Genomic DNA, 13,856 nt, shown 5'->3' on the forward strand with positions numbered 1-13,856 from the left:
GCCACCTTACCCGGCGAAATTCTTGCGCAACCCTTCCCAGCACGCCTGGTAATCGCGCTGGCGATGCGCCGCATCCATCGCCACGCGCGTGGGCCGGATCACATTGCGGGTTTCGAACATGAAGGCCATCGTGTTGACGATGTAGTCCGGCTTCGACGTATCCGCATTGCTGGCCTTGTCGAAGGTCGCCGCATCCGGGCCATGCCCGGTCATGCAGTTGTGCAACGAGCAGCCACCAGGCGCAAAACCCTCGGCCTTGGCGTCGTATTCGCCATGCACCAGGCCCATGAACTCGCTGGCGATATTGCGGTGGAACCACGGCGGGCGGAACGTGTCCTGCGCCACCAGCACGCGCGGCGGGAAGATCGCGAAATCCATGTTGCCGACGCCGGGCGTATCCGTCGGCGAGGTCAGCACCAGGAAGATCGACGGATCCGGATGGTCGTAGCTGATCGAGCCGATCGTGTTGAACAGGCGCAGGTCGTACTTGTACGGCACGTGGTTGCCGTGCCAGCCGACCACGTCCAGCGGCGAATGGCCGATATCGGCGCGCCACAGATGGCCCTGGAACTTGGCGAGCAGCTCGAATTCGCCTTCGATGTCCTCGAAGGCGGCATTCGGGGTGAGGAAATCGCGCGGATTGGCCAGGCCATTGCTGCCGATCGGGCCCAGGTCCGGAATGCGCATGAACGCGCCGAAGTTCTCGCAGACGTAGCCGCGCGCTTCGCCATCGGGCAGTGCGACGCGGAAACGGATGCCGCGCGGGATCACCGCGATCTCCTGTGGTTCGACATCGAGCACGCCAAGTTCGGTTTCGATATGCAAACGGCCCTGCTGCGGGACGATCAACAACTCGCCGTCGGCATCGTAGAAATAGCGGCCCTGCATGTCGCGGTTGGCCGCATACATATGGATGCCGATGCCGGATTGCGAGGCCGGCGAACCGTTACCCGCCATGGTGACCAGGCCATCGACGAAATCCGTCGGCGCCTGCGGCATCGGCAGCGGACTCCAGCGCAACTGGTCGGGCGTGATCGGGCCGGTATCGAACTCGTTGGTCAGCGTGGCGTGTTCCACCAGCGAGAACGATCCGTGCATCGCCGCCGGACGGATCCGGTACAACCAGCTACGACGGTTGCTATGGCGCGGCGCGGTGAACGCGGTACCGCTGAGTTGCTCCGCATACAGGCCATGCGCCACGCGTTGCGGCGAATTGCGGCCCTCAGGCAAGGTGCCGGGCAGCGCTTCGCTGGCGAACTCGTTGCCGAAACCACTCTGGTAACCGTTCGATTGCATCGGAAGTCCGTTAGGTGGGCTTTGCCCACCGATTATGCGGTGACGGTTGGCGCTTGGTTCAGAGCACGCCGCGCTTCATCTGGTCGCGTTCGATCGACTCGAACAGCGCCTGGAAATTGCCTTCGCCGAAGCCTTCATTGCCCTTGCGCTGGATGATTTCGAAGAAGATCGGGCCGAACGCGTTCTGGGTGAAGATCTGCAGCAGCTTGCGCTGGTGCGTCTCCGGATCGGCATCGATCAGGATCTTGTTCCTGGCCAGGCGCGGCACGTCCTCGCCGTGGTTCGGCACGCGCATGTCGATCACGTCGAAGTAGGTGTCCGGCGTGTCGAGGAAGGCCACGCCCTGCTCGCGCATCGCTTCCACCGTCGAATAGATGTCGTCGGTGAACAGCGCGATGTGCTGGATGCCCTCGCCGTGGTAGGCGTCGAGGTATTCGTTGATCTGCGACTTCGGATCGCTGGATTCGTTGAGCGGGATGCGCACGATGCCGTCCGGCGCAGTCATCGCCTTGCTCACCAGGCCGGTCTTGGCGCCCTTGATGTCGAAGTAGCGGATCTCGCGGAAGTTGAACAGCTTCTCGTAGTAGTCCGACCACTTCTGCATGTTGCCGAAGTAGAGGTTGTGGGTCAGGTGGTCGATGAAGGTCAGGCCGAAGCCGGTGGGCTCCTGCTGCGCGCCTTCGATGGCGACATAGTCGGCATACAGGTCGCCGGCATTGGCATCGACCAGGTAGAGCATGCAGTCGCCGATGCCCTTCACCACCGGCGCATCGATCGCGCGGCTGTCCGCCTTGTGCGCGATCGCCTCGCCGCCGTTGCCGATCACGGTCTCCAGCACCTCGCCCACCGGCTTGTGGAAGCGGATCGCGAAGCCGCTGGCGGACGGGCCGTGCGCGCCAGCGAAATCCGCCGCGAAGGAATCCGGCTCCTCGTTGAGCAGGAAGTTCACCCCGCCTTGGCGATATAAGGTGATTGCGCGGGATTTGTGGCGCTTGGTGGCACTGAAGCCCATGCTGCGCAGGTAGGCATGCATGGCCTCGCCTTGGCCGGCGGGCGCGGCGAATTCGACGAACTCGAAGCCGTCGATCCCCATCGGGTTCTCGAACGTGGTGACTTGCATGCCAAGATTGGGCTGGGCGTTCATGACGGTTCCTCGCGTGGATTGCCCATTATAGTTTCAATTGCAACCATCTCAAGCGGTAGCGACCAAATGACCCGACCCCGCAAACCCCGCCAAGCCGGACACGCTCATGCAGAGCTGGACCTGGAGCATTTCCTGCCCTACCGGCTCAGCGTGCTGTCCAACCGGATCAGCAGCGCGATCGCCCGCGAGTATTCGCAGCGATTCGCCCTGAGCGTGACCGAATGGCGGGTGATGGCGGTACTGGGCCGCTACCCCGGCCTGTCCGCCAGCAAGGTGGCGCAACGCACCGCGATGGACAAGGTGGCGGTCAGCCGCGCGGTGGCGCGCCTGCTGGAGGCCGGGCGGATCGAACGCGAATTCGACGACGACGACCGACGCCGCTCGGTGCTGCGCCTGTCCGAGGCCGGCTACACGGTCTACGACGAGATCGCACCGCTGGCGCTGGACTTCGAACGCCACGTGCTGGAAGGCATGCCGGCCGACGAACGCGACCTGCTGTTCCGCCTGCTGGATCGGCTGGACGAACTGGAACTGCGCGCCGAGGCCGACACCGCGCACGACTGAGCCGTGCGCGGCATTTGATCAGTAGCGATCGTTCAACGCGAAGATCGGCTTGCGATCCTTCCACTTGCCTTCGGTGAAATCCGGGAACGCCAGGGTGCGGTAGTCCTCGGCGATGGACTGTTCCGATAGCGGGGTGATCGCGCTCCAGGCCACCGCGTCGTAGATGTCGATCGGCATCGGATCGCCGGCCTTCAAGGCCTCGATGAAGGCATGCACCACGAACCAGTCCATGCCACCGTGGCCGGCACCCGCGGCCTTGTCCGCGTACTTGCGCCACAACGGGTGGTCGTATTCGTCGTAGTACTTCTGCGCGTCTTCCCATTTGTGCGGCGCGCTCTTTCCCTCGATGTGGATCGACTTGTTGACGTCCATCCAGATGCCGTCGGTGCCTTGCACGCGGAACCCGAGCGAGTACGGGCGGGCGAGCGAGGTGTCGTGCTGCAGCAGGATGGTTTCGCCGTTCTCGCAACGCAGGGTGGTGGTGACCACGTCGCCAAGCTTGAACTTGACCTTCGCGTTCGGATGATCCGGCCCGCCCTTCGGGTGGTTGACGATGTAATCGTGCAGGCCACGCGCCTTGGTCGAGAACGAGTTGATATGGGTGAAGCGGTTGCCGCGGTGGATGTTGGCGTACATCGCGCAAGGGCCAATGCCGTGGCTGGGATACAACTCGCCATTGCGATCAACCGAATGCTGGGTGCGCCACTGCGCTTCCGAGAATGCCTTGGGGCCGAACTCCACACCGCTGCCGTAGGGTTCGCTGGGATTACCCGAGTTGAATTTCACCGCGCGCAGGTCGTGCTGGTAGCCGCCTTGCAGGTGGATCAACTCGCCGAACACGCCGGCGCGCACCATCTGCAGCACCGCCATCACGTCGCGCCGGTAGCAGACGTTCTCCATCAACATGTACGGCGTGCCGGTGCGCTGCTGGGTACGCAGCACGTCCCAATGGTCCTGCAGGGTGATGCCGGCCACCACTTCGCAGGCCACCGCAACCCTTGCCTCCATCGCCGCAATGGCCATCGGCGCATGCCATTCCCACGGGGTGACGATGAACACCGCATCGATGCCCTTTTGCGCCAGCAATGCCTTCCACGCATTGGCATCGCCATTGCCGCCATACACCTTCGGCTTTCGGCGGCCGGCCTTGTCGATGACTGCCAACGCCTGGTCCAGCATCACTTGCTGGGTGTCGCAGATCGCCACCAGTTCCACGTCATCGCGGCTGAGCAGCGGACCCAGCTGCGATTGTCCGCGCATGCCGGTGCCGATCATCGCCACGCGCAGTCGCTCGCGCGGTCGTGCGAATGCGGGTGTGAAGCCTGTGGTCGCCGTGGCGATACCGGCGGCAGCGGTGGAGATCAGGAAGTCGCGTCTTTTCACGGATACCTCTCTTCAACAGGACGTGGATCGATTCTGGGTCTGGATGACCGGGCGGTGTTCCGTCGGACTGCACTTGTTTCTGGCATCTGCTGGTTCTCTCGAGCTACTTCAAGTCGGGATTGAGTGCTTCAGCGAGCGGCCCCAGCCACGGCGCGTAGTGCCGCCATTGTTCCAGCGCGTCGCGATAGAGCGGCTGCCGGACCTGCTCCGAACTGGCGGTGCGCACCGGGCGGGCGTTCTCGAAGAAACGCAGGCATTGCGGTTCGAACGGCAGGGCGCAGTAGTCCAGCAGCTTGCGCACTTCCGTCTCGAAATCATCGACCAGCGCTTCGTAGCGCACGCGATGCACGCGGCCGGGTAGGACTGCGTCGAAATGCGCCATCAGCTCGACGTAGTCGCGGTAGTAGCGGCCGATGTCGGCTAGGTCGTAGCTGTAGGTGGCACCACCCGCGAACCACTGCTTGAACACGGAGAAGCCCCATGCCATCGGATCGCGGCGCACGTCGATGATCCTGGCATTCGGCAATGCGAGCCGGATCAGCGCCACATGGGCAAAGTTGTGCGGCATCTTGTCGGTGAAAAGCGGCGCGTCGGTGCTGCGATAGTCGCGCGTGCGCCCTAGGTAGTACTCGCCGATCCGACGGCATTCATCGGCGTCCAGCGCGATGACCGCATCGTGGTAAGGCTTCCCCTTTGTCAAACGCTGGGCGATGGCGTTCATCGTCGGCAACTCTGCCGTGCCTTCGACCTGCGAGTGGCTGGCCAGGATCTGTTCGACCAGGGTGGAGCCGGAACGCGGCAGGCCGACGATGAAGATCGGGTCGCGCGCGGCGCTGCCCCAACCCGACCGCGCAGCGAAGAACTCCGGCGTGTACAGCTGTTTCGCCCGTTGCACGTTGGCGGTTTCGGCGGCGGCATCGTAGGGCAGTTGCCGCCGGCGCACCGCGTTTCCCTGCGCGTAATGCCGGAACGATGCAGCGTGGTCGCCGCGATCTTCATAAGCCTTGCCAAGGCTGAATTCAATTGGCGCGCGATGCTTGTCGGCCAGTGCCGGTCGCTCGACTTGCGCCTGCATGGCAGCGATATCGGCATCGTCGAAACGGTAGGTCTTGAGGTTCGCCAGTTCCCACCAGGCTTCGCCCAGGCCAGGCAGCTTTTCCAGCGCAGTGCGCAGCGCCTGCACGGCCTCGGCCTGCCGCCCCGCGTATTTCAGCGCGTTGCCAAGACTGACCCAGACCCGCGAGCGCTCGCCGTGCCGCTGCGCCAGTGCGCTGAGCAAATCGGCAGCGCCATCGTGATCGCCCAAGCCGTGCAGCAGTTCCGCTTTCAGGTAGCAAGCGGCGGAATTGTCCGGATCTTCGCGCAGCAATGTTTCGGTTTCAGCAAGCGCCTCGCGCGGCATCTTCAGTTGCTGCAATGCGAGTGCCAGTTCGAATCGCGCCGTCAGGAAGTCGGGAAGCTGGCGCAGGCAGTTCTGCAGCATCCTGGCGGCGTCCTCGTGCGCACCCGCTTCGGATGCAAGGCGGGCGACCAGGCGCATCGCCTGCGGATCGTTTGCGTTGTTCCGCAGGTGTTCGCGCAGCAGTGCTTCGGCCTGCGGGAACTGTTGCTCGGCGATGGCCTCGGCGGCACGCAGGAGTCGTGGTTCGCGTGCGCAATACTGCAGTTGCGACGTCGCCAACGTTGCTGCGCGTGGATTGCCGTGCTGTGCGTGCAACGCCGCCAATACGCGCCACGCCTGCGCCAGCTCCGGTTTCAGCCCGGTGGCGGTTTGCAATGCGTCCACGGCTTCGTCGTAACGTCCCGCCTTGCCGAGCGCCACGCCGGCTTCGTAGTGCGCTTCCGCAAACCTCGGCTGCGCGTCGAGCAGCGGCTCCAGCACGGCAAGAGCATCCAGTTCATCGCCAAGCCGATTGTGCGAGGCGCCGAACAGCAACCGTGCGAAAGGATGCTTGGGGTGCACGGCAAGGATGTCGCGCAGCTGTGCCTGCGCCTGTGCGGGATCGACCTGCAGCAGGCGTGCCGCTTGCGCAAGACGGGTTTCGATCGGAGTTTCTTGCGGCATGGACATATGAGGGCGATAGGAAACCCCTGTCGGCGAGTTGTTCGCCGACAGGGGTGGTCATCCTATCTATCTACGCTGCTCAGAACTCGTACCGCACCGAGAACTGGACGTAGCGCGGCGACTGGTAGCTGGGCTGCTTGCCGTAGTTCGGGCTGGGGCCCAGCACGCCGCCGCCACCGTACAACGCGAGCGCCGCCTTGTCAGCTGCAGTGTTGTTCGGATCCCCGGCAGTAATCACCGTACCGTTGGGGCGAGTGACCGTCTGCGCATGACCGGCAGCCGCCGCGTCGGCTGGGAGCATTGTGATGTCGTGGGCCTGGTTGGTGGCCAACACGCCGTGGTGGTTGAACAGGTTGAACACGTTCATGCGGAACGTCAGCTTCTTGTCCGCCCAGTTGGGGATGTATGCGGCAGAGAGATCGAAGTTCCAGTACCACGGCGTACGTCCCTCCGATCCTGCAGGGTGCAAGCTGGGTGCGAACGCGGTGTAGTCGTACTTGTAGCCGCTCGCGGTGGTGAACGTGGTGGTGTACGGCTTGTCGTGGCAGAAGTGTGTCCTGCTGCCGGTCGCATAGCTCTTCAGCGCGGCGAGGTCGGCTGGATTCGCGGCGTTGTATGCCGCATCGGTGTAGGTATAGCCATTGCGCAAGTCATCCCGCGTGTAAGGCGAGGCGCCAAGGCAGTTCAGCGGCTGCCCGGACTGCAGGATGAGGCTGCCACCCAGCTGGAACTGGTCCCACAGCGTGTAGTTGCCATAGACCTTGAGGCTGTGGGTGCGGTCGTTGGGCAGGTCGCCATTACCGCCCACGTCCACGATCGGATGGTTGAAATTGATGCCCTGCCCGACCGTCGAGCCACCGCCGCTGTATTTGTTCTGGAAACCGACGGAGTTGCCCAGGGATGTACCGAACGTGGAATTGGCGAAGCCCTCGGCATTGCCGTAACCATGCGACAACACGTAGTCCGCACGCAGGTACCAGGTGGACGTGTTTTTCTCCAGGCTCAGTTGCAAGGCGTTGTACTTGCGCTTGTACTGCTGCAGGCCGGTGCCCAGGCCCAGCGTGTTGTTGGGCAGGGTGGCCTCGACCAGCGGGCTGCCGGGGGTAGCGTCCAGCTTGACGGCGATCACCGCATCCTCGCCGGGGTTGACGAAGATGCATCGCGCCTGGCCCCTGCTACTTGCGTCGGCTGCCGTGTACTCGGGATGGCCGTTCGCATGCATCCACTCCACCAGCGGGCCATAACCGGACTGGGAGTAGCAGTAGTTGTCCACGCCGTTGACCAGGTTGCGATAGGTCCCCTTCACCCCGAAGGTCCAGTCGTTGCCGACTGCCCACTGCGCGCCCAGGATCAACTCGTCCTGGCCCATGGGCTTGAGGTTCTGCGACACAACGGTTCGCGTGTCCTGTGGCGGGTTCGTCGAGAAGTTCCACGCCGTGACGCCGTTGACGAGCCCTTCGGTCCAGACAGCACCACCGGCATCGACCGTGTCGAAACGCAGCGGCGCCGAGAGGCCCGTTGGCGCACCCGTCTCGGGATCCCTGCCGGTATAGGTATGAATCGTGGCCGTGTAGTAGTTGTAACGGGTGTTGGTGATGGCCAGCATGCCCGGAGCGGGAATGTAGTAGCGGCCCAAAGTGCCGTAGAGCTTGAAGCTGGAATCGCCGTTCACGTCCCAAGAGAAACCCAATCGCGGCGACCACTGAGCGTCCCCGCGGATGAACTCCTGGCCAAGCTGGTTGCGGTTGTCGAAGGCCTCCTTGCGCAGGCCACCGTACAGCAACAGGTTGTCGGTGACGTGCCAGTTGTCGTCCAGGTAGATGGCGGTGTTCTTCGAGCGGAAAGTGCCCTCGCCTTCGTCATCGGCGAGCTTCAGGACCAGGTTGCTGCCGTAGCTGCTCAGCCCGCCGAAGGTCGCATAGGAGTACAGATAGTCGAGCGCCTCGCCGTTTGCATCCGGCGTGAAGTAGTCGTACCAGGCCTCCCCCTGGAAGTGTGGCTGGGTGCCGTTGGACTGGATCCTCTCCGAGTCCCAGCCGAACTTGATTTCGTGGTCGCCAATCGTCCAGCCGCCATCGACGCGGAAGGACGTGCGGATATCCTTCTCCACCTTACCCACCGGCTTGTACCAGAAGGAATACGACGGGTCGGCCACTGCGCAGCCTATTTCGTCGTACTTCTCCACCCCACCCAGGCCCGTGTCGACGACATAAGGGCACTTGGCATAGGACGGCTCTTTCCGGTAGTTGCCGTTGGTGTACTCCAGCCGACCGGCCTGCGCCGACAAGGTGAAGTTGTCGCCGAACCACCCTGTATAGCGCAGCGTAGCCATCTTGCCGCCGCCGGTGAAATCGTTGCGATCGACAAACGTCAGGTTCTTGTTGGTGTACGGATTGACCGGCTTGTTGTTCGCATCCAGATCGCGGCGGTAGATATCCGAGTTGATGTTGACCGGGGCGTTGATGCCGGTGAATTCCAGCAGGTGGTTGTCGGTGATGTTCCAGTCCAGCTTCACCACTTCCTGCGGGGTCTTGTCCCGGTAGGTGTTGCCTGACGTATTGCCATACGATTTGACGATGTCGTCCTTGCCCTGGTACAGGGCGAAGAAGAACAGCCGGTCCTTGATAAGGGGGCCGCTGGCGTACACGTTGTACTTCAGGTAGTCCGCGGAATCGTCCGCGTTGCTGGTCTGCACGCGGCCATTGTTGAAGTCCAGCTCGCGAAACGACTTGTTAACGATCTGCTTTTCGCGAAGCAGGTCCGGCGTGTAATACACCGCGGCACCGTAATGCCATTCGTTGCTACCGCGCCTGATGACCTGGCTCAGCACGCCGCCCAGCGAGCGACCGTATTCGGCGCCATAACCGCCGGTCTTGATTTGCGCTTCTTCGACCGCCTCATACGGGACATCGAAGTACGACATCATGCTGCGCGGGTTGGTGATGTCGAAACCGTTGATGTAATAGCCGTTTTCCGCCACCGATGAGCCGCCGATCGACACCAGCTTGCCGTAGGCTTCGTCACCGGCGACCACTCCAGGCGCCAGCAGCGCCACCGAACTGATCTCGCGCTCCACCGGCAGTTTCTGCAGTTGCTGCGCAGTGAACACTGTCGACGATTCCACCGACGACACGTCGATGGGATTGATGCTGCTACCGGTGACGGTCACGGCATCCAGCGTTTTTGCATCACCACCACCCTTCGCCACCAGGCTGACCTCCGTGCCGGTGCCGACCTGCACGCGCGTGTTGCGCGACACGCCATCCGTGCTGATCTTGTATTCGCCCGGCGGCAACTGGCTGAAGGCATAGCGACCTTGACTATCCGCAGTGATGGTGCGCGACGCACCGCTGCCGACGTTTTGGATCGTGATCGTGGCCCCGGCTTTTGCAGTGCCGAAGATCGAACCGACTGCGCTCTGCGCGAAGACCGCCCCTGTTGCCAGCGACAGCCCCAATGCGATGCACAACGTCTGGCGGCGCAGTTGGCCGGAACGCGTGCTCTTGTTCTGTTTCGACATTTCTTCCACTCCCCGTGAAGTCAATAGACCAAGTTGGTACTCGGCGGATAGCGCACGACGCTTCCGCAGGATTGATCGCGTTATCCGACTCGTCGCGATGGTTCTTTCATTGCTGTTTCCACTGAATGCAATTGATGGGTCGTCCGGAGGAATCCCAACTTCTCGCCGGTCGTCGGAAGCCCGTTCGAATGCCGGTTCACGGTTGATTCGCCCATTCCGCGATGTCGCCTTCCCGCCCGATCAAGGCCGCATTGGCCCAATTGCCGCATCCCTGCGCGGACTGCGCACCCAGCGTGCGCAGGCTGAGGCGGCGCACGCCGCGGACATCGAGTTCGGGCTTGACCACGCCCGGGGCCTGCACCAGGCCGCTGTCGTAGAGCAGGCGGTCATCACCCCAGACCTGGAACTGCAGGCCACCGTGGCTGCGGCAGCTGTCGTCAACGCCGAGGTCGGCGCGCAACAACTTCCAACCGCCACCGAGATTCATGTCGATGCGGCTATCCGCGCCGACGCCCAGGCCGCGACGGAACAGCAGGCCGTTCATGCGCATCTCGGTGGCGCCACCGAAGGCGCGATCGCGCGCGACCTTGCCAGCCAACGACTCGGGCATCGGCAATTCGGACAGGTAGCGCTGCTGTTGCGGGCGCTCGTCGGCCTGGTGTTCGAGGATGTGGAAAGTGGACAGCGCGATCGGCCCCACGTCGCGCGGCTGCAGCGCATCGACCGCACGCGCACCGCCCTGCGCCGCAGTGACCATCGGATCGGCGCTGCTGGCGCCATCGCCTTCGGGGTTCTGCACGCTGAGCACGCGGAAGCGCAGCAGGCGGCCGGCGTGCGGAGCGAACGTGATGGTCTGCGTGCCCTGTTCCAGCTTCAGGCGGCCGGTTGCGACGGGCTTGCCCCATTCGCCATTGCTGTCGGCCAGGTAGACCTCGTAATCGCGGATCTGGCCGTGTTTCCAGTTCTTGTCGTTGCGCGGTGCGATCTCGATGCCGTCGATCAACTTGCGATCACCGAAACCGACCGTCCATTCGTGCGCACCGGTGCGCACCGCCTGGTTGCGCACGCTGCGGAACCAGGTGGAAGCGTCATCGTCGAACGCGTTCTCCAGCGGATGCCCGGGCTCTTCGGCCGGGCGATTCACCACCAGCAGGCTGTCGGCCGGCAAGCTGCGGCCGAGTTCCGGCGCGGCCGGGAATACATCGTCGACGGCGACCTTCGCGGCGGGAATATCGAGGCGGAAGGCGAGTGCGTTTCGGATATCCATCGGCGCGGTGCGCACATGCACGCTGCCCTTGCGTTCGCCGGCATCGAAATACCAGCCTTCATTCGCCGCGTCGAAGGCAGCCTTGTCGGCCAGCTTCGGCAGCGCGCGCCCATCGAGTTCGACTGCCTCCGGCGACGTGCGGCTCAACACGCGCAGCGCATAACGACGCTGCGGCAACTGACCGGCATAGCCGCCCTTCACCGCATCGATGCGTACCGCAACGCTGCCACTACCCTGCTCGGGTGCGCTCACGTGGATCGTTTGTTCGCTGGATTCGCCCTGCTCGTACTTGCGCGTGTTGCCGTCGTCTTCGTACAGGGTGTACTGCGATTCGCCCTGCGGATACAGGTCGAAGGTGACTTCATCGAGCGGCTTTTCGCCATCGAACAGCATCGACGGATACATCGGCAGGATCGCGCCAGCGCGCACGAACAGCGGCAGCGTGGCGAGTTGAACCTGCAGGTCGAGATCGCGGCCTTGCACCTCTGCGGTGAGTTGACGCCCATCCCAGTAATCGAACCAGCGGCCTTGTGGCAGGTGGATGTCGCGACGCCAGCCGCGGCTGGCGGCCTGGCTGCGATACACCGGCGCGACCAGCAGGTCGCGGCCGAGCAGGAACTGGTACTTGTGCGCCTCGGTCTGCGCCTGCGGATCCTGCGGGTAATCCCACATCAGGCCGCGCACGATCGGCGTGCCGGTCTGCGCGGCATCGCGCGCCAAGCCGTACATGTACGGGGTGAGGCGCATCTTCAACTTCAGGTAATCGCGGTTGATGCTGCGATACGGTTCGTCGAATGCCCATGGGTGTTTGCGCGAATTCGCCGACCAGCCGGACATGCCCATCAGCACCGGGGTGAACGCCTTCCATTGCAGGTCGCGGGTGTAGGTCTCGGCGCTGCCGCCGAAGATGCCGTCGACGTCGCCGGTCGCATACGCATAACCGGACAAGCCGGAACCGATCAACGTCGGGATATGCCAGCGGATGTAATCCCAGCTGCCGCTCTGGTCGCCGGTCCACTCCACCGCGTAACGCTGCATGCCGGCCCAGCCCATCACCGTCCACAGGAACGGGCGCGAGTCCGAGTTGTGCAGGATGCCGTTGTAGGCCGACTGATTGGCGTCCATCGCGAACTGGTAGCCCTTGCCGGTCCACGCCACGTCCAGCTTCTGCACGCGGGTGCCCGCAGTACCGACTTCCCAGGCGATCTTGTCGACGCCGTTCTCGGTCCACAGCCCGGTGCGGAAGCCGTATTTCGCCAATCCCTGCACCACCTTCGGCAGGTCGGTGTAACCACAGCCGTAACCATCGTTCGGCAGGATCCAGCCGCCGGGCATGTCGAATTCGCGGTACTTCTTCGCCACGGACTCGATCACGTCCGGGGTTGTGCCGGTGGGGCCGTCGCTCCAGCCGGCGGGCACGGTACCGGGTTTCTTCTTGTTGTCGCCGTCGTTGTAGCAATCGGCGTCGCCGTAGGAATACGCCCAACGCGGCAACAACCCGGCGCGACCGGTCAGCGCGGTGTAGCGATCGAGCAGCGCAGTCAGGCCGTTGCCGACGAAGTAGTAGGCATCGAAACGGTCTTCGTTGTGCAACAGGGTGGCGGCATCCGCCTGGCGTAGGTCGTAATCGCCATCGCTCCAGGTGTTGCGCAACATGCCCCAGCCGCGCGAGCTGAGCAGCATCGGCGCCGGGCTGGGGCGGTCGCCTTCTTCCCAACCGCCGGAATAGGAGATCGGCACTTCGCGGCCCTTGAATGCGAAACGCCCGTTCTGCTGGCCGCCGCCGTAGAACTGTTCGCTCGCCTCGCTGGACAGCACCTGCACGCTTTGCGCCTTTGCCAGGTCGAGCGGCTGCAGCTCGCGCCACAGTGGAATCGCCTTGCCCGCTTCGATGCGCTCCAGCGCCAGGCGCAGCGGCTGACGCTGGATGTGCAGCACCAGCGCGTCGGTGTGGATGCGCAGCTCGTTCGCGTCTTCTTCGACATCGAACGCGACCTTCGCCGCCGCTTGTGGCAGCACGATCGGTGCGGCCTTGTCACTGGCCGGCACCAGCTTGCCGTTGCGCCCGGCCCGCACCCGCAGGGTGTCCGCACGCAGCAGGTCGATGCGCAGGCGAGTGCCGTTGTCGGTCTGGATGTCCCAGCCGGGCACGCCTTCCGCCGAAGGCGCTGGGGTGATCGCACGCAGGTTGCCCACGCTCTCGGCCATCGCCGGCGTGGCCGCCAACAGGCAGCCGCAAGCCAGTGCGAGTAGCGAAGCGCGAAGCCCCCGGACGCGTGATGTCACCTTGCCCCCAACCCGTCATCTGACAGGGATCGAAACCATTGCAGTCGACTCTAGGGCAGCGATTTGAAAAAAGTCAATTAATTGAAAAGAAAAATGAAGGTTTTTCGCAATAAAAGAAAGTTGCTGCAGAGCACCACTTTCTAAACAACGCATTCAGGTTGTTGTGAAGCTCTTGCCCTGCGTCGGTTTCCGTCGAAACGCAATCCGAGATTGGGCGATAACGCATAAATATTCTCGAGTGATGGATAGTTCGTTAACTTTCCATAATCTTTCTATATTTGACATTTCGAAAGAAAAGTCCGATCTTGCTTCTGCCTCACAGGAATCGCGA

Annotated in this window: 7 protein-coding genes; 1 reads left to right on the plus strand and 6 read right to left on the minus strand. The window is 63.3% G+C overall.

Features of this window, described 5'->3' with window-relative positions; genetic code table 11:
• Nucleotides 1-6 precede the first annotated feature (6 nt).
• Together hmgA and hppD are read right to left on the minus strand one after the other, a co-directional pair.
• The gene (gene hmgA, locus G7079_RS12855; RefSeq protein ID WP_166057685.1) at nt 7-1,296 is read right to left on the minus strand and encodes a homogentisate 1,2-dioxygenase; all 1,290 of its coding nucleotides are present in this window, start codon (nt 1,294-1,296) and stop codon (nt 7-9) included.
• A gap of 58 nt (nt 1,297-1,354) precedes the next feature.
• On the minus strand, nt 1,355-2,440 hold the full coding sequence (gene hppD, locus G7079_RS12860) for a 4-hydroxyphenylpyruvate dioxygenase (protein WP_166057686.1): 1,086 nt from the start codon (nt 2,438-2,440) through the stop codon (nt 1,355-1,357).
• Nucleotides 2,441-2,506: 66 nt separating this feature from the next.
• Between hppD and G7079_RS12865 the strand changes: the two genes are divergently transcribed.
• Nucleotides 2,507-3,004 (plus strand): MarR family winged helix-turn-helix transcriptional regulator, encoded by a 498-nt coding sequence (locus tag G7079_RS12865; RefSeq protein ID WP_166057687.1) that lies wholly within the window; start codon nt 2,507-2,509, stop codon nt 3,002-3,004.
• 18 nt (nt 3,005-3,022) lie between these two features.
• Here G7079_RS12865 and G7079_RS12870 read toward each other — a convergent pair whose 3' ends face one another.
• From G7079_RS12870 to G7079_RS12885, 4 genes are all read right to left on the minus strand, one after another.
• On the minus strand, nt 3,023-4,387 hold the full coding sequence (locus tag G7079_RS12870; protein WP_166057688.1) for a Gfo/Idh/MocA family oxidoreductase: 1,365 nt from the start codon (nt 4,385-4,387) through the stop codon (nt 3,023-3,025).
• 103 nt (nt 4,388-4,490) lie between these two features.
• Complete coding sequence (locus G7079_RS12875) at nt 4,491-6,452, minus strand: tetratricopeptide repeat-containing sulfotransferase family protein (protein ID WP_240906197.1); 1,962 nt, start codon at nt 6,450-6,452, stop codon at nt 4,491-4,493.
• A gap of 79 nt (nt 6,453-6,531) precedes the next feature.
• On the minus strand, nt 6,532-9,972 hold the full coding sequence (locus G7079_RS12880) for a TonB-dependent receptor (RefSeq protein WP_166057690.1): 3,441 nt from the start codon (nt 9,970-9,972) through the stop codon (nt 6,532-6,534).
• Nucleotides 9,973-10,168: 196 nt separating this feature from the next.
• Entirely contained in the window at nt 10,169-13,447 is a 3,279-nt protein-coding gene (locus G7079_RS12885; protein WP_166057956.1) for a TIM-barrel domain-containing protein, read from the minus strand.
• Nucleotides 13,448-13,856: the final 409 nt, after the last annotated feature.

The organism is Thermomonas sp. HDW16, assembly GCF_011302915.1.
Lineage (GTDB): Bacteria > Pseudomonadota > Gammaproteobacteria > Xanthomonadales > Xanthomonadaceae > Thermomonas.